The following is a 19,057-nucleotide window of genomic DNA, read 5'->3' on the forward strand; positions in this document are numbered from 1 at the left end:
GCCCTCCGTAATATTTCCATCAAAACCAATCAATTACCGTCCATTCAACGCCTATACAACGAGCTGAAGGCAACAGACATGCGCAATGTTTTTTGAAAAAACATTGCGCATGTCAAAAAAAAGACATAACTTTGCACCGCAAAACCGCAGAAGGAAAGATGCCGGAGTGGTCGATCGGGACGGTCTCGAAAACCGTTGTACCCTTACGGGTACCCAGGGTTCGAATCCCTGTCTTTCCGCAACCCTTACTGAAAATCAACCACTTGCAAAATAGTGGGGCAGAAAGTGGGGCAGAAACAAAGAAAACGTCCTTTTTGGGGCGTTTTCTTGTTTCTTTCAGGTGCGTTTCCCAACGAGCCTGAATCAAAATAAACCAAAATGAGAAAAGTTTGCCATTATCTTTGATTCTTTATTTTCTTGATTAGCCATATCACAGCAATCACTATGACCACAACAAGGATGCCAATAGAAATACCTCCGACTTCTTGCTTGACCTGTTCCCATTTTGACAACTGTCTTTCAACCGGCATAGGCATTTGATTGGATTCTTCTATCAGGGCCATCAGTTCCGTTTTTTGTGCTGTCAGTAGGCTATCGATATATTGACGAGTAATTTCTGTTGTTTTATTATTTTCCGTTGTAGTCGTTCGGTCGCTTTTCTGTATCCGGTCGCGGTATCGCTCCTTAGAAATTATATCCCCAGCTTCGTTAATATGAAGCACAATGCTATCCCTGACTGCGACACTATCACGGGCAGAGATGCTATCACGTCTTTGTTCCAACACTCGGATTTCATTCAGAAGATTCTGAACACGCTGCATCAAAATCTCTGAATTTTGTGAAATACTATCAGTCTTGGATGATTCCACCGGGATATAACGTTGACTTCGACATCCCGACATCCCTATGAACAAAATTGCCATAAGGAAGATAACAAACTTGGATTTCATATTAGAGGGTAATTGTTTAATCGCTGGAAGTCTGAACAGATGAAGTATCTTCCTCCGTAGTCATTGTTACCACGGCCTCATTAGCTCCGGCAATCTCTGACCACTGACCATTCTGCATTGCATAGGCGCACTGGTCATTAGCCGGGATTTCAGGAATTGAGGAGAGCTTCGTATTAACCGAAGTCATTTTTGTTTCCAACTGGGCCACACGCGCAATCAGAAGATTGAATGTCTGGGTTGTAATGAAACCACTAACATCAGGAATATCCGAGATTTTTGCATATATCCTTTCAGCATCCGCAGCTTTTAGATAAGGCGTGAGGTCAACCTTGGGCATAAATTTGCCAACGATTTCCCAATGGTCGCCAAGCCAAAGATACTCAATATATTCATTCTTGCCGACTTCTCCATCGGGGTCTGGTACGCAATAGATTTTATTCTTGATGTCAGATGTTGGAAGTTCATCAACGATTTCAAACGGAGATACATCAAGTTTCGTCCGTATTTCGTTTTCTGCTGTAATCTCGATGCCGTAACCGGGTGTCAGTTTGTTCTGTTTCCCATTCAATGCTGATTTTGGGGCAACATCTTCGGTTACAAATGCTTTTAGCAGAGATACAAGAAAACTGCCATTAGCATTATCTTTGGCAAAAGGGATGATTTCGTTTCCGTCAAGTTGAAGAGTGGGAATAAGTTCACTTATTTTTAAGTCTTTATCTTCCATATTGATGTTGTTATTTTCTTGTTTGATTGTTGAACCTGTTTAAAGGAGTGTATTCTTGTTATTTTCAAGGATAATATTATCCGGAGTCCTTGTTGGGATGACTTCAAAAGACTTTGTTCCATCTTTCTCAAGCAATAAAGACTTCCCATTCTCAAGACAGAAATTGAAACCATTCTCTTGCTTCAAAACGGGCTTCTTGACTTCAACAGTACAAGGATTATGAAAGGCAAGATGTGTCTGGGGTAGCCTAACATTAGACAACCCTATTTTGAGCAAGGATATTTTTACTGAACTCCTCTCCATTATGATTCAATCATTCGCGCTTCTGTTACTTCCGATTGTGATACAATAGAAACTTTGACACCAGCACAGATGCCAATTTCAAATATCAAGTCTTTCGGACTATCATCACCAAATTTTACGATAGGAATGGGCGGTAAATTGCCAATGGCTGCCATAACTCTTAAAGTGGCGCCAGATGTTCTACAAATATGTACAGCATCATTGCCAGTTGCCAAGAACTCCGTTATATAATGCCCTTTAGGGTCTTTATTAAATGTGAGCTGTTTTTCCATATACTACCCTTTATTATTGATTATCATCTTTAGGGGATGTCTTTGTTACTTCTCTTTCTTCAATGGTTGTCACTTTCCTCTTTTCTTCGGTGACATCATCAAGAAGTTCCTCTTTGCCAACCAATTTGTAAAAATTGAATTTCTTCTTAATGCCTTTATATTCAAGATAATTATTGACACAAGAATTTATCTCAATACCATAAATGATAAATAGCATACCCATACTTATGACAGGTACACCAATCGTTATCTCAAAGGTCATACTACATACTTCTGCGAGTGTAACCCAGCACAAGTAATCGACCATCTTATTTATGGTACGCCGGATGGCGCGTGAAAAACGTATCTTCTCACCACGTTTTTTAGCAGCCATGATGCCGAATCTTAAATCTGCGATAACAAGAATCATGCCCAGTAGAAGCCAAGGGGCGAGATGCGCGTAAAAGGATGTTATGGAAGCACCCAATACAGCAAAAATCGAACTAAATAGATTATTGTCGTTCATTACTTGTCGTCTTTATAAATGTTATTACAATCGGTTGCCATTCTACAATAAGATGACAACCAAAGGTATTTATATTCCTCTAACTAAAGAATTATAACCACCGTCAATCTACGACTTTATCTAATAGTCGTAAAAATCCCACCTAATCAATGTTAGATGGGATTTCATTTAGTCTGTTACTACTTCCGCTTCATGTCCCAGAAGTCGGTTCATTGCATCAATGAAAGCTGGACTACATAAGGTCATATAGGTTTCAATCTGTTGAATTTCCTTGTCGGTATAGTTTGTTGGGCCGTCTGAATTATATATCTTCAAAGCCAAAGCGTGAGCGGCGACACCTTGCCCCATATTGTATATCACATCTGCAAATTGTGTACGCAAGTCACAAATGGAACAATTCTTATGCGCCACATCCGTGAAGATTTCAATTCTTGAGAAGTCTATTTTCATATTCGTTCTATCAGTTTTGTCTGTTAATAATCCTTGCTGTATACATCAGTGTATAGGATGTATCAAGCACGCCTGTTTTATTGGGGTCATAAACAAGTAGGAACGTTACAGCATCACCAGCACCCATCTTAAGGTTGTCATACCTACCATTATTCCAATGTGTCATAGTAGGATATTCATCGGTAAAATAAGGTGTTTGTTTTGCTCCATTGACAGTAACCTCTTTTTTACATCTACCATAAATATTGAAGCCATTCTGACTATTCAAGTCAGCAACAACAATAAACTCTATGCAGAATGGCGTAGATGTACCTATTCCAAGAGCTTTACGAACTTGTGATAGGGTTGGAAGTGTTATACCGGAAGATGAACCAGTTGCATAGACAATCCACTTGTTATTTTTTGATATTTTCAAAAAACCATCATAAATTGTATTGCTACTATTTATAGTATATTTACTATAATGATAACCACTAATCCAACCGTCAAGATTGCCATTGCCAGTGCCAAGAAACGCATGATTTATATCTGCATTTTTAGCAGAAAGAAGCATAGCGATATTTCTACCAAGACCCCAAAAATTATTAGAATCCTCATTCTCAAATCGCGCTACGGCTCTATTCCCTGTTGTTGCGGGAAGCACATTGCCACCAATTCCAGCAAATGTTTTGTGGGTATCATTACGGAATATAATACAGGCATCATTTGAGAAATCTGGGCCATTTGTCAAAGCACTGCCTGAAATATTGAATCCTGCAATCTTTCCAGATGTGGCATTGATAGTTCCTGATATGTCAGCCTTGGTTGCTACCAGATTACCATCGACATCAACCCTAAAGGGTGCGTTATCCGGTGTTGTTGAACCTGCCCATATACGAATCTTCTTACCAGCCAAAGAACCTGACATACCGGCGGTAATCACACCCTCGTCATTCTCTATCAGAATTTGATTGGATTGCATTAAAGTAATTATTGCATCATCAGCAAGCAATAAGGGTGTATATATAGGAACCATAGTATTTAATGGCTCCCAAAATTCAAGCCAAGACTCAGTTCCATTGTTTGTGAGTTGTGGAGCATTGCTTTCAGTAGATGAATGGGTCTTTTTACATCTAAACCACTTAGCATGAGAAGCATATATGGTGTTATCTGTCATAAGATACACTAAATCTATATACCTTAATCCCGTATCCGTCAGTGCTGAATCATTATGATACTCAAATCCGGTGGCAAATTTGGAACGTCTGAATATACAGCCTTGAAGACCTTGCGGCCCGGGATTTCCCTCTTTTCCATCAAAAACAACCGGCACAGTTTCAGTAGCAACATCAATATTATTCACATAAAGCACAAACTTAATCCATTGACAATTTGCAGGGATGGTTATAGCTGAGGAATAATTTGTGAGGTTGCTGGTAGAATTATCAGTATATCCAATCTGATACTTCAATGTACCCTCAGATGTGACAATGGGGCTTGAATTACCTGTCTGCTTGCGTTTTTCACAAGTAACGGAGGTTGGATGATATTTTCCATCATCTGTTTTCTTAACTTGGGATACACTCGGCACAAGCCAGTAGCGGACGGCATCCGCTCCCGGATTGCCGTCCTTTGGCCTGCGCCTGATAGTGATGCTTCCCTGTGCGTGTAGCATAGGCTTGGTTTAGGTTCAGTCTAAATGTTCAAGAACTTCGTTGGCAATAGCCTTAGCGTGCTTTCGCCACTGCTGATAGTCAGAATACTCGGAGATATACTCCTCGCGCTTTTCCTCGTCGATGTCAGAATCTTCATCCATAACCTCTGTATAGTTGGCGATAATCGCCTGAACATCATCGTTGGAATACTTATCGCTGACGATAGCACTCACAATGTCGTTATAGGTGCGACCCTGCACATCAACCTGATTGCAGTCATAAGTCTGGGGGATGTCCGCATCCTCGTTTTCTTCTTCCTCTGATTCACGTGGAGCGAGAGGTGCCGGGGTGATGTCGTAGAAGACGCGGAGGATACTGCCCTCGGGATACGCGATAATTCCCGAATCGGGAACTGTTGGAAATTGATAGTTACATTTCATTGTGCTGATTGTTTTAGGGATTATTCAAAATAGTAATCGGGAAACTTGCCTCCGATGTCACGTTTCTTGATAACGGTTGAAATCGGAAAGGCGTTTTCTATCTTGGCTGCTTGGTCAAGCATATTCTTCAAGGTGAAAGAATTGGTGATAAATTTACACTTCTCACCATTGTATTCAATCAGAACAACATGTCTTCCATTACCATGTTGGGTTTTGACATCGGTTTGAAACTTTTCCACCTTGATGGGAAGATTAAGAATGCTATCAATCTTTATCTTCTTAACATCGAAGAACTGTTGACCGTCTTTTGTCGTAACACGACCGGATACTCCTATATCTGCAAAGCTCATGTCGTTATTCGTTAATTTGTTCCATAAGTTTCGGCAGTGACCCCATTTACACCATCCCCAATAGGAGGCAAGGACTTCACGCCTACGCTTTTCATCTGTTATTCGTTTTGCTTTTCGTGCGAAAGTTTGCTTTATTGATTTTCTAATCCTGATGTTCGTTGGCGTGAAGCAATAACCCAGAAAGTCTATGCTTCTTCCATCGCCCACCACGTTGCCTCTTTCTTTTCTTCTTCCTATGTTCTCGTCTTTCTTCATCTGTTAGATTTCTGCCTATGGGTGAAACTATGGCGTTGGCTTTAAGAACGACACCTTTTTCAGACGAAAGATGATGAAACATCTTCATCGCCCTAATTGCTTCTGCCTTAGTCCGGGCAAAACCTGCCACATCATCACAGTAGCGAAAGTATGCAGACTTTCTACCGTTCTGCTTCATCTTGTGGTCTATGGAGCTTATTGCGAGATTGCCTAAAGTCTGGCTTGACACTGCCCCAATAGGGGTTCCTCTGATTCCGTATGATTTCATTTTCCAATTCTTTTATGATTTCTTCTCCACTATCATAGGCAAGTATTACCATGTCGATTAGTCGAAGAAACATCTTGTCTTTATAAAGGCGTTCCAAAGATGACCTTACAAGGTCATGAGGCAGACTCTGATAGTATTTCTTAAAATCAGTTTTCCAAAACCATTTAAGTTCAGGATGTCTGCGCAAAGTCCGCTGAACACGTTTAACACCGAAATGCAAACCTTTACCCTTGATACAGGCAAAAGTATCCATTATCAGACTTGCGAAAATCCGAGGGGATACAACCAGCATGATGGCGTGTTGCAATATTCGCCACGGATAATAATTCTGCTTTATAAGCTCCCTTACCTTTCCTGCATCAGTCCTGAGATATTCACTTCTGTAATTAGGCGGTGGAAATTTCAAGGTCAGAATCATCTTTTGCAACTCACGCAATTCGGCTTCTGCGTTTTCATTGTGTGCCTGAATGTACTTATTTGGTATCCTTACCTCTTTTCCATTGACGATGATGAGACGTTTTGCCTTGCCCTCTTGTGCCTTTCGGTCAGCAAGACGTAGATTGTCGATGTTGGCAATACGTTCCATTATGAAGCCCTCACGTTTTGGACGCTTACCGCCACGCATAGCAATGGCTTCCTCATAGATGCGGATACGCTCTATAAGAAGCGAATCAATTTCTTCATAGGTCATTGATTCCCATTGTATATCTTCAAATGGCTTGATAGTCATCATCAGTTGTTAAGTGTTCTGAAAAACCGGATATATAATTTTTATTTGTGCCAAACTAACTTTCTTCAAGTTCAATAATAGAATCCAACGAGAAATGCAAGATGGCTTGCTTGGATTCTCTGCCCGGAGCTTCCGAAATGCTTTCGCATCCTACTTGCACCGCTTGTCTGCTGCAAGGTGCAGACCTTTCCGCAATATGTGTTCTGACTTCACGGATAATCTTTCAATCCGTTACGCTGCGTAGTTCATTATAAGCGCAGGGTCAAGGCTCTGGGGAAATTTATCTGATTGGGTTTTACCCCTTTCATTCAAGTTTGGCGAGAGCCGTAATTCGCATTCGAGTTCGAGAAAGCGTTCCTCGAGTTCACGTAACCGAGACCGCAATACGAACCGTTATTCGCATTACCACCCCAGAGCAGCAGGCTCTTCCCCATCTACCTACCGAAATCGTGCCGTACACGCTGCACGCACCGAAATACGCTGACGCATTTATTGGCACGATTCGGTTTTTGTAATGGTTTTTCAGAATGTCAATGTTCTTTTTAATTATTGGTAAGACTTTGCTTATCTGAAACTTTACTTACGTTCCATCAGACAGTAGCCATCAGTTGCTTTCCGTCCATAAAGGTAAGGGGGCCATAATAAGCAAGGCGAGAGCCGCAAGCCGCAGCCGAGTTCGAGAAAGCGTCCCACGAGTCCACGCAACCGAGACCGCAAGCCGAACCGAGATACGCATGACCACCCCAGAGCAGCAGTTGACCAGTGTTATTGGCATATTCATAGTCGCACCAGTATGAATTACTTCCTCCGCCCAAAGTAGTTGCGATAAGGTCGAAGTATTCGCCAAGCATCATCTTTGTGACATATCCCTCACTGTTTGCTGAAAGGGTGCGTCTGACAGTCTGGCGATACTTACCCGATGGGTGTGTAGCCAATTCAGCGTATGACGGCATACGGTTGCCCTCATAGATATAGAACTCGTTTCCCGTTTGAGCAGTGTTTTCAGAATTTCCGAAGTATGCACCCTGATTCATCTCCCACTGCCAGCCCCATGCGTCTTCAAATCCGTTCAGATTGACACGTGAGCAATCCACGCCTACAACCGTGCCATTCGTGACTGTAATGTTTATCTTTCCGTTGTTATCACCGAGTGATTTTGTCGCACCGGTAAGGAGGCTTGTAGTACCTGCCCAAAGGTCTTTCCAACCGCCCGAGCCACTAACGCCCTGACCGATTTTATCCTGCGCGTTGGGGCTACCATACTGCGAAAGACAAAGCATCATCATAAAGCGGCGATGGTCATAGTTGACAAGACCCCAGTTCTTTCCGTTTACCTGTGCATCAGTCCAGAACTGCGAGATTGTACGCGAACCAGCGGGTCTTACTCCTGAACGAGAAGTCAATGCTGCTCCTGCAAGCGAAGCCTTATATGCGCCTACGCAGATGTAATCACCTCCGTCCGCATCACCGATGAAATGCCCTCCGATTGGAAGCATCGACATCCAAAGGTAATCAACCCCAGACGCGGCATCACGCTTAACTGTGTAGTAAAGCCGGGGAGCAATGACCATCACATGACCCTTTGTTTCATCAAGGGTAGTTCCGTCAGCAAAGACACCTGAGTTGACGGGCGAAAGTTTGGCAGCTTTACCATCGTTGGTAACGAGATAGCGACCGACCATAGACTTGTATTCGTTCCACATACCGGTATTACCGATAACGCCCCATTCTGGACTGCTGGTGCCTTGCTTAATAGGAACACCCCATGCTATCTGACGAAGCAACTGCTCGTCATCGGTGTTCATTGAGTTCATAAAGTTGTCAAGGGTGATTCTGCGGACAGAACCATTTACCTCAACCATCACACCGTTATTCTTCTGAATAGAAGGCACAAGTGTGGCGTTTCCAAGATTCTTTTTAGCCATATTATTGCGTTTGTATTAAGTTGTTAGTGTTAATTCCACTCTGCTTCTGCCACGACTTCAACATCACCCATTTCACCATTACGGTCGGTTTCGGTTGTGGTGACTTGAATTGTGTTGGCATTTGCAGTCTTGACGACTGACCATGTTTTCCTATCCATCACATCCATTCGCCATTTTACACCAGTTGGCGTGATTTCTTGATTTGAGCCATCGGGCAGGAAGCGAACTATCTTCGCCTTGACTGTTACAGGGCTACCGGTATCAACATCCTTTTGTGTAGAAGAAATGAAGCAGATAACTTGATAGTCATCCGATGTGTCGATAATGCGTATTCCGGCTCTGAATACTGGGGTTGTGCTGGAAGAATCCTTATAAAATTCAGCGATAAACAACTGAGTGCCGTCAACATCCGCATTTGTGACAGTGATGGACTTCATACCGTTCTTAGCACTCCAAAGGGTGTTATCCCTATACCATTTCACATAATAGTTGGTCAGTTCCGATGCACCAAGCCATAACTTAGTGGAAAGCACGGTTGAAGTGATGTCGGATGTAAGCTGCTCGGTGGTTGCGTTTACATAACCGGCATAAGAAGTAGCACCGACAGTCTGAATAAGCACATCGATGGATTTTTGCAGGTTGTATTCCGTACCGCCTACGGTTGCCACGCAAGAATAAGAAAGCGTATCGTTGGCGATATTAGTTGAACTTGCAAGGTTCTTAACGATTCGTAATGCCCCGGTGGTTGTGTTCATCTTGAACACTCCCGTACTGTCAAGCCGATACCCATCCGCATCAGTTGTACTATTAAAATTAAGGGTGACTCCGTTGTATTGCCATTGGTGGAATGACAAAGCCACAGATGCGCCTCTTGCAGATGTCACATTGGGAACGATGATAGGTTGGTTGGCTGCAACCGTCCAATCAGGAGATACTGTGCCTGACTTGTCATCCACACCTTGATAGAGGGGGATGCCATTGGCGATTTCAAGCGAAATAAAGAATGTATCACCATTCCTTAATCGCTTAATTGTAATACTACCTTGTGCGCTGTAAGACATATTATTTCAGATTTATTTATTGTTGATAAAAGCAAGTGCATCATACTGGTCGCACACTACGCCATTCAATTTATCAGCACGTTCTTTAAGTGTACCGGAAATACAAACCGAGTTCATCAATTCCTTTTCATTGATACACATCATATCCCCATTACATACATGGGTTTCAACTTGGAATCCGTAGTTAACGGCCTTTGTTTTGTCTGCAATTATGTAATTCATCAGTTGAAAATTAAATCGTTACCATTCTCATCCGTAAAGATGTCATTGTTTTCATCGGTTGCAATGCAGTGTGCTTCCTTGAGTTCTGACATAGTATGCAGTTCAATCCACGAATCGTTGTAAGACGAGCCTATTCCGGTCAATGAAAGAAGAAACTGTGTTACATCACCCTCATTCAGAAGCACATTGGTTTTAGCGTAGGTATCAGCATACCAAAGAATCCTGATAAGGCTACCCGGACAATCCACAACGTTTCCGTCATAATCCACCATAACCTCGTCATAGCGCATCGTGTCAAATGGGCTAATGTCTGTTCCGTTTGTCATTCGGATTGTGTATCGTGGATTCAGACGATTGACCGAGAACTGAACCATTGCCACTTCTCTATTTTCCGCATAGGCCCGAATCACATAATCAGATTTATGAATCAGACGTAAGTCTAATGTTATCTGAGTGGGTGCAATAGCGATTACTTCATCTTCTCCTGCGGTCAATTCAGTGAATGATGTAGCGGTATTCACTCGGAATAATTTTATGTTATATCCTGTTGTTATGACTTTATCACCACTGTATAAGGATACCGGGATAACGCGGTTATAGGCGTTTTCATCCGTTGCGGCTGTCTGCGCTGATGATGATGCTGTCTGCAATCCGTGGGATGTCTTATATTCATAGAGGAAAAGCTTATCCTTGAAAGGATTGTATTGGATAATCATATCGTCACCTATGCCAAGTGAATACATATTCTGCGACTTGTCAGAGCATGATAACACAATAGGCTCGGTCTTGATAGGAATGTTAACGCCTAATCGATTGTCTGCAAGGACTCCCTCAAAATGCAATGATACCTGTTCACCCGGTGAGAAGTTGCGCATTACTGAAAGCGCACCACGTAGTGAGCCGGTCTGATTGATAGAATAAAGATTTTCCCATTCAGGAAGCGTGGAAATGTCTTCACCATTGGCAAACCACTTCATATCAGCAAGAGCGTGATTTGAATGTGGGTCGCCCCAACTATTATCTGCGGCACTTGCCACTACTTGAGGAAGAATCACTGTTGGTGAAAGTGCGCGATTAGGCTCATACTGATTTGTAAAGCCATTATATACTTGCACCACCGGACTGTTAGGGGTGATGTTGACCACCGAAACAGCCACGTTAAGAGGTGCATAGTCTATTCTTATTCTTTTTTTTGATATTTCCATTATGGTGCTGCTATTAGTTGAGCCTGCGCCACATCATCCCCGTCAATTTTTGCAACCATCGTGAATAAGGTGCTGATTGAGTTCGGATTTGTACCGAGGTCGTTATCTGTATCTGTGTATGTAAGGGTTATTGTTCCGTCAAAATCCTTTACCTTTTGTTTAAGCTGCCAAGCAGCATCATTCACAGCCTCACCGCTATCGCGTGTAATAGTCCAATCGGTTATCTGGTCGGTTATTTCTTTCCACCCTTGATAGACCCGACACGTTACTTCCATTGATTCGCCATAAGCAAGGAAGCCGTCACCATTTGTCGTAATTTCCATTCGGATGGGAAGCACTTGAGTTTGTTCTATGACACCAGTCATATAGATGTTATTCAGATATGCAGAATAACCGGTCATAAACAATCCGAATACGGAGAGATTACTCAAGTCACCAAACTGCGCACCGATATTGTTGGCGGTAAATTCCCAATCATTCACGCCTTTAAGATAGCGTTCATAAGTCCGGGTAGAATATCGGGATGTCTGACGGTTGGTATCGGTGAAGTTTCCATAACCTACAAAGTGCATAGCCTCACAAGGATGAAACTTCATCTTCCATCTATCCGACACCGCACGGAGCATATAGCGAAATTTGCTATTGCGACCAGTTTCTAAAATGTCGGTGATTCTGAAATATGCAGTATAGAAGCCGGCAAAATGAAAATTTCCAATGGAATCATCATAGTCTGCCGTTGAGTTGTTTGATTGTGTATATCCGTCGTGGAAAATACCCATGCAGATGTCATCAATCGCAACAGTACCGATTTCTCCATCCTCAAGATGAAGAATGACAGTACCGGTCATCAATGGATTGCCATCTGAATCAAGGTCAGGTATGCACTGTTCTACGATACCACCACCGGGAGCGTTCCACTTGTTGCCAATCTGAATCTCAACACGGTTATAGCGTAGTTCAGGAACCTCAAGGAATCTGCGAAGAGAAAGACTTTCAAGCCAGCCATTGCCATCTTCATCTACCATTCCACCAAAGCCCGTAAGACCATCCGCAAAACTATCACCGAACTGCACACCTTTCTCTCCTGTCAGCTTTCCACCGACATTCAAGGGATATGGTGTACGGTCAGCTTTCGTCTTACTAAGAAATTCCTTCAATGAACGAAGCGAAGAAAAGGCATTGCGATTGGTTGGAGTCGTTGTGTCGTTTGTTGTAATCAGATACACCGTGCTTCCACCTCCACCATTACCTCCACCTACAAAAGTCTGTCCTTTCAAGGTCAATGATTCAATGGTATCTTCCAACGCGCCTAATCGTGATGTAGAAAGGGTTTCACCTACTGTGATTATGGGCGAGTCATAAGGATAATCAAGCTGACATTCATACCCCACAATGCGAGATTGTCTGCTTCCATTAACGAAGTAAGCATCACTAATCAGATTCACACAGTCGCCAAGACCAAATGGGAAATAATAGCCGGTAGGTGTTTCTCCTTGCTCTTTCATCCAATCCGACATCATCGTACAAGGATAGCTATTGGGGTCAACTTTCGTTTTCGCTATATATTCCTCAGTACGTTTAAGTAGTTCCTGCTCGGCATCTTCAATAAGTCCCAATGACGCTATTTTAGTGGCATCCCATCCATAAAGGACGTATTTATCACCAACTTGTGGCAATAGAACCGTATCGGGGAGCTTTCTTCCGTAATCTTCATTTGCCACAATCTCCCAAAGTTGCGCATCAGGATTCCAAGAACCATCTGATAATTTTTCAGACACTCCGAGGGGATTAAACATCACGCCAAAATCCAATCCGTTCAATTTACCAGACTGAAAAATGATGTGAAGTTCCTCATTCTCAAGAATGTAATCCTGCGAAAACTGAATATGGTTATCCTTGAATCGATAGAATGTTTCCGTGTTTGTCGTACCATCATCGTTTGTGACAGTATCGGTATATGTGCTTACAGAGTCAATCGTTCCGTCAGTCCGTGGATATATGTCATCAAAGACCACCACCTGCTCCACTGCTGCCTCAGTCGGCATATTGGGATAAGCATCCACATAGGGAGTTCCGACAGGGAGCATAAGTCGTTTCTGCACGATGCCATTGACAACCACGGTTTCATCAACGGGGCGATAGTTTACGGGAATATTCCGCGTTGAGCCAAAAGCATAGATTCTGGTGGCGTAAACATTCTTATTGCCTGAACTTGATATGTCAGCCACATTCACGCCTTGCTCAAAGTCAATCGGTGTGCCAATTTCACATCTGCCAAAATAAATCACATGGTCTTCAATCCACCATTCACACTCCCACGCTTCCGCCATCATATTAAGGGCGGTTATCATATCCGTATTGTTGTAGGTCAGAAGTTTTGCTGACTGCGTGACCGTGCTATCTATTGAAAAGATAAACTCCTGCTCGTTGTACTTATATCCTAATGCTTTAAGATTGCGCACAAATACGCCTAAATGCACATCAAGGGTTGCAGTAAGACTCCACGAAGCCTCGCGACCACCGGTTTCAGGGGTGTACTTGAAAATCTTATTTCGCCATTTACAATAATAGGCTTCAAGTTCTAATTCATAATCATAGCCCCCGGTTGATTTGTTGTAAGTGGGATTATACAACTCAACCAATTCAAAGCGGCCAAAACCCGGCACATCGCACCAATCGCCCAACTGAAAGTAAATAGGCTTGCTAACGCTGAATTTAAGCAAAACATAATCAGACCCCATCAACTCTACGACCCTTTTAGAGCCTTTATTGATGGGTGTCTGAAAACGTATCTCGTTTGCGGTATCGTATATCGTTAGCATACTGCAAAAGACGCAAAAGAAAAGCGAAGTAACCCAAATGTTACCTCGCTTAATCGCTACCTTTGAAAAGTAGTCGTAATTTCGCCCAATGTCAGGGCGAAGCATAGGTTAAACCCCATGACTTTTATGTAATCAATAACCCATTGCGTAAGACCGGTGACGGCTATTCCGTACCCAGCCCACATAAGGCATAAAGCGCAAGTTTGAATAATAGCATCCATCATCTTGCTTGATGAACTCGCCATACATTTTCAGTTTATCGCCTTGCAAAAAGGCAAATTTTGAATAGCCAATGACCTTTGAAACGGCTCTATCCATCTGCATAGACCCATAGCCAAATTTCTCAATAGCCGGGTAGATGATATTCTGAAAAGCGGTTTCGCTATCGGTCATATCCCCCTGCGGTATGATGCTTAGTATTCCGTTGTGTGCGAACCATACATCGCCACGATTAAAGGGGTGACAGTTGGCTCGCTTGATTGAGCCATGTGTCGCAAGGCGAAAATGTATGATGCAAGGCTCTTCATCTGATACCTTTTTCAGTTGTCTTTTGAAACTATCGAAGCTCATCCCCTTATAAAAGGTTGATGGGGATATGAAACCGCAACCGTGGGGATTTGCTTTGTAGGCTGCCTTGATGATGTCGTTTTCTGGCATTTTAACGCCTGCCGGCTTTACTATGATGACGCACATAATGATATTCTTTATTTTGATGTTTAGAAATGCTTGTAGGGGTTTTAATCGGTGTCAGGGGTATGTTTCAACCCCTGACCCTGATTGATGTCTTAAAGGCTTGCAAAGTGGCTTGCACGTGCCTTAAAGAATGACTTCTCCTCTGCGTTGAGAAATGGTATCTCGTCGATGCTTGCTACCGGGGCGGTCAGTCGGTTTTTCTTTGACCAGATGACGAGCTTTCCGCAGAAGCTAACCCAGTTGATGATTTTTTCGTAGTTGGTCGTGCCGGCGTGCTGTCTAAACTCGATGGTCTTGTGACGGCGGTAGCTTTCGGCATTGACTTTGTGGTAGCGGTCGTTGCAGAGGGCACGTCGTATGTCTTCAACCGTCACGGCACTTTCAAGATAGAAGATGTGGTCTTGCAGCGTGTGAGCGTATCCGGCGTTGTCAGCGCGACGCGAGCGGGCCATAAAGGTATCTATGACGGCCTCAAGGTAGGCGTAGTTTACAAACACGTTGCAGTATTGCTTTGCGGTCAGTTTAGATGCACCGATATGCACATGCAGACCGCATGTTTGATTGACGTTTGCGCCGGCGGTGTTAAGCGTCTTGACGGCGTTTTTAAGGGCGTTCTTGCCGTTTACGCCTGCAAGCACCGGCGACACACACTCGATGGGGTCAGTCATGCCGCGCACTGATGCGTCAGTGACAAACTTGAAGTAGTCGTGACCGTCGCGGTGGTTGTAGCCCTCGTATTCGTAGGCCATGCCGGTGTGTTCTGCGGCGGTTCTAATTGCGCCACGGTTGACGAAGCACTCTATCTCAACGCCAAATGTGAAGCGGCCACGGGTAGCGCACTCAACGCCCTCAAGCAAGAGGTCGATTTCGTAGGGTGTAATGCCCAGTTTAGCGAGGGCGGCTTTCTTTGAGTTCTTGCTGGTGTTAGCAGCCTTGATTTCGTTTACTTGTTCGTTAAGAGTCTTCATAACGCTTGGGGTTTTAAGGGGTTTAACTTATTGTGGTTATTGATTACGATGCAAAGTTAAGGTGTTTACTTTAATCTACCAAATTTTTTGGCAAGAAAATTAAAGTAAACGCTTATTTTTAACATTTCTTAATAAAAGTAGATGCTTTAAGTAGGCTTACACCTTATTATAATAATAAAAGAGTTCGCTTTAATGTGGTCTTAATAGCAATAAAAGTAAACGCTTTAAGCCCTATTGGGCGCGTCTGGCGCGTTTCTGATGTTGCGATGATGGATTTAGCCTCTTGATGGTCTTGGCGTGACTATGGCGATTTATTGACCTGTGCGCAGCAGGTCGCCGGCATCCCCTTGAGCAAAAAAGTGTGACCCCGGTAGCGGATGCTTCCGGGGTCACGTTGTAATCAATAACCCAATAAGTCAACAAAAGTATGAAGACCTATTGAGTGCCATCCGTCAGCTTCCCAGCTTTGAATGGCGGTGCAAAGATAGTAAATTCTTTCCACATGGCCATGATAAACGGCTACGCTTCCGCATCAAGACCGTGCTTAATGGTAGATTGCGACACAAGAAGATACTGATGCGCATTGCCCATTGCGGTTTCCGCACGATAAAGGGCATCGATTGCTTCCGACATTTCTTCTGATGCGGTGGCAAGTTCCGCGTCATACTTATTTATCCACGATGCAGCTTTCTGGGCTTCAAGGCGTATGCCCACAATTTTAGGGATAAGCTCGCGGATGTTTGCCATCATTCTATCTTCCTTGTCGATGATTTCTTTTGCTTTCATATCTGGTCTTTGATTAAGTTGATTTTGGATTTAAATGGTCGCCCGGCTGCACGGCTTCAACATACAACCGGGCGACAGTGGGATGATTAGATGAGGCCGCTGTATGCGACAAGTGACTTTGTGACGTTGAGCAGACGGTTCTTTTCCGAGTTGCTTTCGCCCCACCACTTGAGATACTGGTCGCGGTCGCGTGTAAGGGTTTCTACGCGAGCTTTCAGCTCTTTGTTTTCTGCGGTCAGACGTGCGATTTCGCTTTCTGACGATTCTGCGGCTGCGCCGATGATTTCGACTTCCGCACTCTTGTTGGTTGTTTCTGCCATAGTGCAATTATTTATTTGGTTGATGATTTGATTTCAGTGATGATAGCAGATGTTTCAAGCCTCTACCATCTTTGATGCTTGCGCCGGTCGCCCATCCGCTATAAGGGTAAAATGTCACGGTCTTGCCGTTGTGGATAAACTTTATAGATGTGTTATCCTGCGCGGTTATTTCATAGCCGAGGGCGGTGATTTTCTTGATTGCGTGGCGTATGCGTTCTGGCTCTAACGCTTTTTGCCTTTCTTCATCCAGTCGTGCCATCTATCCTTTGATTGAGTCCATCAAGTCAAGATAGACAAGATGCGTATAATGTTCCGTGACTACGCTGTTCATAATTTCTTCTATTGGTTTGCTATTCAGTACCACGAAAAGAAACATGCGGTCTTCATTCCCGACATCATTTATCAAGATGTCATTGTTGACAAACTGATTGCAAGGGATTGACATTTCAATTTCATCCCAGTTGCCTTTGTCGGCACATTTTTCAAGCCAATTCTCAAGGTTGGTTATTGACTTTCTGACTCGTTCCGCAAATTCCGGGTCTGTCTTGACCAATGATGCCAAATGCGGGTCACGGGTCTGCGTCCATGTAAATTTTATAGGTTTCATTTCTGATATTCTTCTGGTAGGTTATTGTAATCACGCCGGTGCATTTCGGGATTGTAAGGCTTTGCTTCGCCTAAATAAAGCCCATCCTCCAGCGTTGTTATAGGTGGCGTTTTGGGGATGAACGCCCAATGTGTTATGGCGTTTGCGAGGTATTCAAATTCATCTTCTAATCCCCACGGCAATAAGCCCTCGTCTTCATTATCCTTGAAATACACAAGGATGTCGAACACTTGAACGTATCGCTTTTCCGGCGGTTCATTCTCGCCCTTATCCATAAGGTAGATGACGAGATATTGCCCGGATTTGGGCGGTGCTTCTTCGTACACGTCGTGCCATTGATTATTGAATAGCCACGATGCGCCGGCGTTAAACGCGGATTTCAGTAGGTCGGTACGCTGTGCGATATAGTAGTCCTTTGCGGCATAATCCGCAGCAGCTTCCGCAGATGATTTACGCTTCGTCATTTCTCTTCGGTTTTGGGGCGATGAAACATGTTCCGCAGTTTGTCTTCAAGGTTAGGCCATACGCGCAGCATCTCGTTAAAGTATTCTTCCGATACGAATAGCGTTTTGCCATTGATGATTTTGTTGTAGTCTTCGCGCCAGCGGTCAGGCACTGAATAGACGTAATAGCCGTAGGTGTTATCAAAATCATCATCGTAAGTCTTGATGAAATTGGGGTGTCCCATTATCTTGTCTTCGCCATAGCCTGTGTTGCGGTTTGCGCCGCCTACGCGGGTAAGTACGACGATGGTATCTTCTTCCCCTACGAAGCAATCCCTGAATCTGGGATATTCATCCGGGTGCTTGCCGAGCATTGGCAAGATGAAAAACGTGGCGGGATTAACGCCATTTATAAGGTTGTATAAGCTCATGTTTACTTGATTATTTCGTTTACTTTCTTTGCGATAGCGTCGCAGATGCTTTGCTTGACTGCATCGCCATCCGGGGTGTCGATTTCTATGTCATAGACGTAGCCGGTTTCATTCCGCATTTCGTCAAACGATGGGTAGCATACCGGGTCAGTCCAATATTCAGTCCACTCGCGGTATTCCCACGATAGCTCAAACTTGTATGATATGCCGTATTCATCATTCGGCTCGTCCAGTTCTAAATAGTCATCGCTATCATAGCTTCCGCTTGTCCAGTATTCGCCGTATTCAGCCGAGGGGTCATCGCTTGGCTGAATATTGGCTATCCGCTTATTCATTTCATCGACCATCTTATCGACAATCAAGTCAATAAGGGTGTCGCTGATTTCCACGCGGTCAACGTCTTGCTGTATGTCGGTCTGCGGTTCAGTCATTTTGCTCTGTCTGTGTCTTTTTGTTGTGGCTTGCCTTATGCTCCTTGTATTCGCGCACACTTGGCACGTACATGAGGCAATAGGTTGTGCATGTCATTACGGCGAAGCAGATAGTTACGAACAGTGGCCCGCCGGTAAAGAGGCCGCGTAGTGCCATGTATAACGCCCATAAAGCGAGGGCGGCTGAGAATACGATTTGGCCTACATAGAAGATGTTAGCGATTATTTTCATTGTCTTATTGGTGTTATTGATTACGTTTGA

General features: G+C 43.6%; 24 protein-coding genes and 1 tRNA gene. 1 reads left to right on the plus strand and 24 read right to left on the minus strand.

From position 1 onward, the window contains the following. Positions 1 to 152: 152 nt before the first annotated feature. Positions 153 to 239 (plus strand) — tRNA-Ser (locus NF347_RS08580). A 156-nt stretch (positions 240 to 395) separates the two neighbouring features. Here the strand turns inward: NF347_RS08580 and NF347_RS08585 are convergent. The 24 genes from NF347_RS08585 to NF347_RS08700 form a co-directional block, all read right to left on the minus strand. Continuing rightward, positions 396 to 950, minus strand: coding sequence for a hypothetical protein (locus NF347_RS08585; protein WP_107681881.1), 555 nt, complete (start codon positions 948 to 950; stop codon positions 396 to 398). 16 nt (positions 951 to 966) lie between these two features. Then, positions 967 to 1,674, minus strand: coding sequence for a hypothetical protein (locus NF347_RS08590; RefSeq protein WP_107681880.1), 708 nt, complete (start codon positions 1,672 to 1,674; stop codon positions 967 to 969). 302 nt (positions 1,675 to 1,976) lie between these two features. Further along, positions 1,977 to 2,249 (minus strand): hypothetical protein, encoded by a 273-nt coding sequence (locus tag NF347_RS08595; RefSeq protein WP_148061066.1) that lies wholly within the window; start codon positions 2,247 to 2,249, stop codon positions 1,977 to 1,979. 13 nt (positions 2,250 to 2,262) lie between these two features. After that, positions 2,263 to 2,754, minus strand: a complete 492-nt coding sequence (locus tag NF347_RS08600; protein WP_306254133.1) for a phage holin family protein — start codon at positions 2,752 to 2,754, stop codon at positions 2,263 to 2,265. Between the two features lie 168 nt (positions 2,755 to 2,922). Beyond that, positions 2,923 to 3,204: a hypothetical protein gene (locus NF347_RS08605; RefSeq protein ID WP_107681980.1), complete on the minus strand. Its 282-nt coding sequence runs from the start codon at positions 3,202 to 3,204 to the stop codon at positions 2,923 to 2,925. 10 nt (positions 3,205 to 3,214) lie between these two features. Then, complete coding sequence (locus NF347_RS08610) at positions 3,215 to 4,858, minus strand: hypothetical protein (protein WP_306254135.1); 1,644 nt, start codon at positions 4,856 to 4,858, stop codon at positions 3,215 to 3,217. A 15-nt stretch (positions 4,859 to 4,873) separates the two neighbouring features. Further along, positions 4,874 to 5,278 carry a hypothetical protein gene (locus tag NF347_RS08615; RefSeq protein WP_107681919.1) on the minus strand — a complete coding sequence of 135 codons (405 nt, stop codon included), beginning with the start codon at positions 5,276 to 5,278 and terminating at the stop codon, positions 4,874 to 4,876. A gap of 20 nt (positions 5,279 to 5,298) precedes the next feature. Next, positions 5,299 to 5,883, minus strand: a complete 585-nt coding sequence (locus tag NF347_RS08620) for a hypothetical protein (protein WP_107681918.1) — start codon at positions 5,881 to 5,883, stop codon at positions 5,299 to 5,301. A 161-nt stretch (positions 5,884 to 6,044) separates the two neighbouring features. Then, positions 6,045 to 6,884, minus strand: a complete 840-nt coding sequence (locus NF347_RS08625) for a reverse transcriptase family protein (RefSeq protein WP_306254137.1) — start codon at positions 6,882 to 6,884, stop codon at positions 6,045 to 6,047. A gap of 587 nt (positions 6,885 to 7,471) precedes the next feature. Continuing rightward, positions 7,472 to 8,806, minus strand: a complete 1,335-nt coding sequence (locus NF347_RS08630; protein WP_107681931.1) for a hypothetical protein — start codon at positions 8,804 to 8,806, stop codon at positions 7,472 to 7,474. Between the two features lie 29 nt (positions 8,807 to 8,835). After that, the gene (locus tag NF347_RS08635) at positions 8,836 to 9,867 is read right to left on the minus strand and encodes a hypothetical protein (protein WP_123542530.1); all 1,032 of its coding nucleotides are present in this window, start codon (positions 9,865 to 9,867) and stop codon (positions 8,836 to 8,838) included. A gap of 12 nt (positions 9,868 to 9,879) precedes the next feature. Continuing rightward, the gene (locus NF347_RS08640; protein ID WP_107681973.1) at positions 9,880 to 10,089 is read right to left on the minus strand and encodes a hypothetical protein; all 210 of its coding nucleotides are present in this window, start codon (positions 10,087 to 10,089) and stop codon (positions 9,880 to 9,882) included. Continuing rightward, positions 10,089 to 11,294 (minus strand): hypothetical protein, encoded by a 1,206-nt coding sequence (locus NF347_RS08645; protein ID WP_123542532.1) that lies wholly within the window; start codon positions 11,292 to 11,294, stop codon positions 10,089 to 10,091. The genes NF347_RS08640 and NF347_RS08645 overlap by 1 nt, the downstream gene beginning before the upstream one ends. Beyond that, complete coding sequence (locus NF347_RS08650; RefSeq protein WP_123542534.1) at positions 11,294 to 14,116, minus strand: hypothetical protein; 2,823 nt, start codon at positions 14,114 to 14,116, stop codon at positions 11,294 to 11,296. The genes NF347_RS08645 and NF347_RS08650 overlap by 1 nt, the downstream gene beginning before the upstream one ends. Before the next feature lie 132 nt (positions 14,117 to 14,248). Next, positions 14,249 to 14,773 (minus strand): class II glutamine amidotransferase, encoded by a 525-nt coding sequence (locus tag NF347_RS08655; RefSeq protein ID WP_306254139.1) that lies wholly within the window; start codon positions 14,771 to 14,773, stop codon positions 14,249 to 14,251. Between the two features lie 128 nt (positions 14,774 to 14,901). Beyond that, a complete protein-coding gene (locus tag NF347_RS08660) occupies positions 14,902 to 15,777 on the minus strand; it encodes an amidoligase family protein (RefSeq protein ID WP_107681904.1) in 876 nt (291 codons plus the stop codon). Positions 15,778 to 16,296: 519 nt separating this feature from the next. Continuing rightward, on the minus strand, positions 16,297 to 16,563 hold the full coding sequence (locus NF347_RS08665; protein WP_107681857.1) for a hypothetical protein: 267 nt from the start codon (positions 16,561 to 16,563) through the stop codon (positions 16,297 to 16,299). Between the two features lie 86 nt (positions 16,564 to 16,649). Next, positions 16,650 to 16,883 carry a hypothetical protein gene (locus tag NF347_RS08670; protein ID WP_107681858.1) on the minus strand — a complete coding sequence of 78 codons (234 nt, stop codon included), beginning with the start codon at positions 16,881 to 16,883 and terminating at the stop codon, positions 16,650 to 16,652. A gap of 7 nt (positions 16,884 to 16,890) precedes the next feature. Further along, a complete protein-coding gene (locus tag NF347_RS08675) occupies positions 16,891 to 17,142 on the minus strand; it encodes a hypothetical protein (RefSeq protein WP_107681859.1) in 252 nt (83 codons plus the stop codon). Beyond that, the gene (locus NF347_RS08680; protein WP_107681860.1) at positions 17,143 to 17,490 is read right to left on the minus strand and encodes a hypothetical protein; all 348 of its coding nucleotides are present in this window, start codon (positions 17,488 to 17,490) and stop codon (positions 17,143 to 17,145) included. It lies immediately after the preceding gene. After that, positions 17,487 to 17,954, minus strand: coding sequence for a hypothetical protein (locus tag NF347_RS08685; RefSeq protein ID WP_107681861.1), 468 nt, complete (start codon positions 17,952 to 17,954; stop codon positions 17,487 to 17,489). The genes NF347_RS08680 and NF347_RS08685 overlap by 4 nt, the downstream gene beginning before the upstream one ends. Next, the gene (locus NF347_RS08690) at positions 17,951 to 18,364 is read right to left on the minus strand and encodes a hypothetical protein (protein WP_133165558.1); all 414 of its coding nucleotides are present in this window, start codon (positions 18,362 to 18,364) and stop codon (positions 17,951 to 17,953) included. The genes NF347_RS08685 and NF347_RS08690 overlap by 4 nt, the downstream gene beginning before the upstream one ends. Positions 18,365 to 18,366: 2 nt before the next feature. Further along, complete coding sequence (locus NF347_RS08695) at positions 18,367 to 18,795, minus strand: hypothetical protein (protein WP_107681863.1); 429 nt, start codon at positions 18,793 to 18,795, stop codon at positions 18,367 to 18,369. Next, positions 18,788 to 19,027 (minus strand): hypothetical protein, encoded by a 240-nt coding sequence (locus tag NF347_RS08700; RefSeq protein WP_107681864.1) that lies wholly within the window; start codon positions 19,025 to 19,027, stop codon positions 18,788 to 18,790. Before NF347_RS08700 ends, NF347_RS08695 begins: the two co-directional genes overlap by 8 nt. Positions 19,028 to 19,057 lie beyond the last annotated feature (30 nt).

This window comes from Paramuribaculum intestinale (assembly GCF_030759015.1).
Classification (GTDB): Bacteria; Bacteroidota; Bacteroidia; order Bacteroidales; family Muribaculaceae; genus Paramuribaculum; species Paramuribaculum intestinale.

What these genes read in the sequence shown, in the direction of transcription:
- NF347_RS08585 (WP_107681881.1), bottom strand. Translation starts at nt 950, where the DNA reads ATGAAATCCAAGTTTGTTATCTTCCTTATGGCAATTTTGTTCATAGGG.
- NF347_RS08590 (WP_107681880.1), bottom strand. Translation starts at nt 1,674, where the DNA reads ATGGAAGATAAAGACTTAAAAATAAGTGAACTTATTCCCACTCTTCAA.
- NF347_RS08595 (WP_148061066.1), bottom strand. Translation starts at nt 2,249, where the DNA reads ATGGAAAAACAGCTCACATTTAATAAAGACCCTAAAGGGCATTATATA.
- NF347_RS08600 (WP_306254133.1), bottom strand. Translation starts at nt 2,754, where the DNA reads ATGAACGACAATAATCTATTTAGTTCGATTTTTGCTGTATTGGGTGCT.
- NF347_RS08605 (WP_107681980.1), bottom strand. Translation starts at nt 3,204, where the DNA reads ATGAAAATAGACTTCTCAAGAATTGAAATCTTCACGGATGTGGCGCAT.
- NF347_RS08610 (WP_306254135.1), bottom strand. Translation starts at nt 4,858, where the DNA reads ATGCTACACGCACAGGGAAGCATCACTATCAGGCGCAGGCCAAAGGAC.
- NF347_RS08615 (WP_107681919.1), bottom strand. Translation starts at nt 5,278, where the DNA reads ATGAAATGTAACTATCAATTTCCAACAGTTCCCGATTCGGGAATTATC.
- NF347_RS08620 (WP_107681918.1), bottom strand. Translation starts at nt 5,883, where the DNA reads ATGAAGAAAGACGAGAACATAGGAAGAAGAAAAGAAAGAGGCAACGTG.
- NF347_RS08625 (WP_306254137.1), bottom strand. Translation starts at nt 6,884, where the DNA reads ATGATGACTATCAAGCCATTTGAAGATATACAATGGGAATCAATGACC.
- NF347_RS08630 (WP_107681931.1), bottom strand. Translation starts at nt 8,806, where the DNA reads ATGGCTAAAAAGAATCTTGGAAACGCCACACTTGTGCCTTCTATTCAG.
- NF347_RS08635 (WP_123542530.1), bottom strand. Translation starts at nt 9,867, where the DNA reads ATGTCTTACAGCGCACAAGGTAGTATTACAATTAAGCGATTAAGGAAT.
- NF347_RS08640 (WP_107681973.1), bottom strand. Translation starts at nt 10,089, where the DNA reads ATGAATTACATAATTGCAGACAAAACAAAGGCCGTTAACTACGGATTC.
- NF347_RS08645 (WP_123542532.1), bottom strand. Translation starts at nt 11,294, where the DNA reads ATGGAAATATCAAAAAAAAGAATAAGAATAGACTATGCACCTCTTAAC.
- NF347_RS08650 (WP_123542534.1), bottom strand. Translation starts at nt 14,116, where the DNA reads ATGCTAACGATATACGATACCGCAAACGAGATACGTTTTCAGACACCC.
- NF347_RS08655 (WP_306254139.1), bottom strand. Translation starts at nt 14,773, where the DNA reads ATGCCAGAAAACGACATCATCAAGGCAGCCTACAAAGCAAATCCCCAC.
- NF347_RS08660 (WP_107681904.1), bottom strand. Translation starts at nt 15,777, where the DNA reads ATGAAGACTCTTAACGAACAAGTAAACGAAATCAAGGCTGCTAACACC.
- NF347_RS08665 (WP_107681857.1), bottom strand. Translation starts at nt 16,563, where the DNA reads ATGAAAGCAAAAGAAATCATCGACAAGGAAGATAGAATGATGGCAAAC.
- NF347_RS08670 (WP_107681858.1), bottom strand. Translation starts at nt 16,883, where the DNA reads ATGGCAGAAACAACCAACAAGAGTGCGGAAGTCGAAATCATCGGCGCA.
- NF347_RS08675 (WP_107681859.1), bottom strand. Translation starts at nt 17,142, where the DNA reads ATGGCACGACTGGATGAAGAAAGGCAAAAAGCGTTAGAGCCAGAACGC.
- NF347_RS08680 (WP_107681860.1), bottom strand. Translation starts at nt 17,490, where the DNA reads ATGAAACCTATAAAATTTACATGGACGCAGACCCGTGACCCGCATTTG.
- NF347_RS08685 (WP_107681861.1), bottom strand. Translation starts at nt 17,954, where the DNA reads ATGACGAAGCGTAAATCATCTGCGGAAGCTGCTGCGGATTATGCCGCA.
- NF347_RS08690 (WP_133165558.1), bottom strand. Translation starts at nt 18,364, where the DNA reads ATGAGCTTATACAACCTTATAAATGGCGTTAATCCCGCCACGTTTTTC.
- NF347_RS08695 (WP_107681863.1), bottom strand. Translation starts at nt 18,795, where the DNA reads ATGACTGAACCGCAGACCGACATACAGCAAGACGTTGACCGCGTGGAA.
- NF347_RS08700 (WP_107681864.1), bottom strand. Translation starts at nt 19,027, where the DNA reads ATGAAAATAATCGCTAACATCTTCTATGTAGGCCAAATCGTATTCTCA.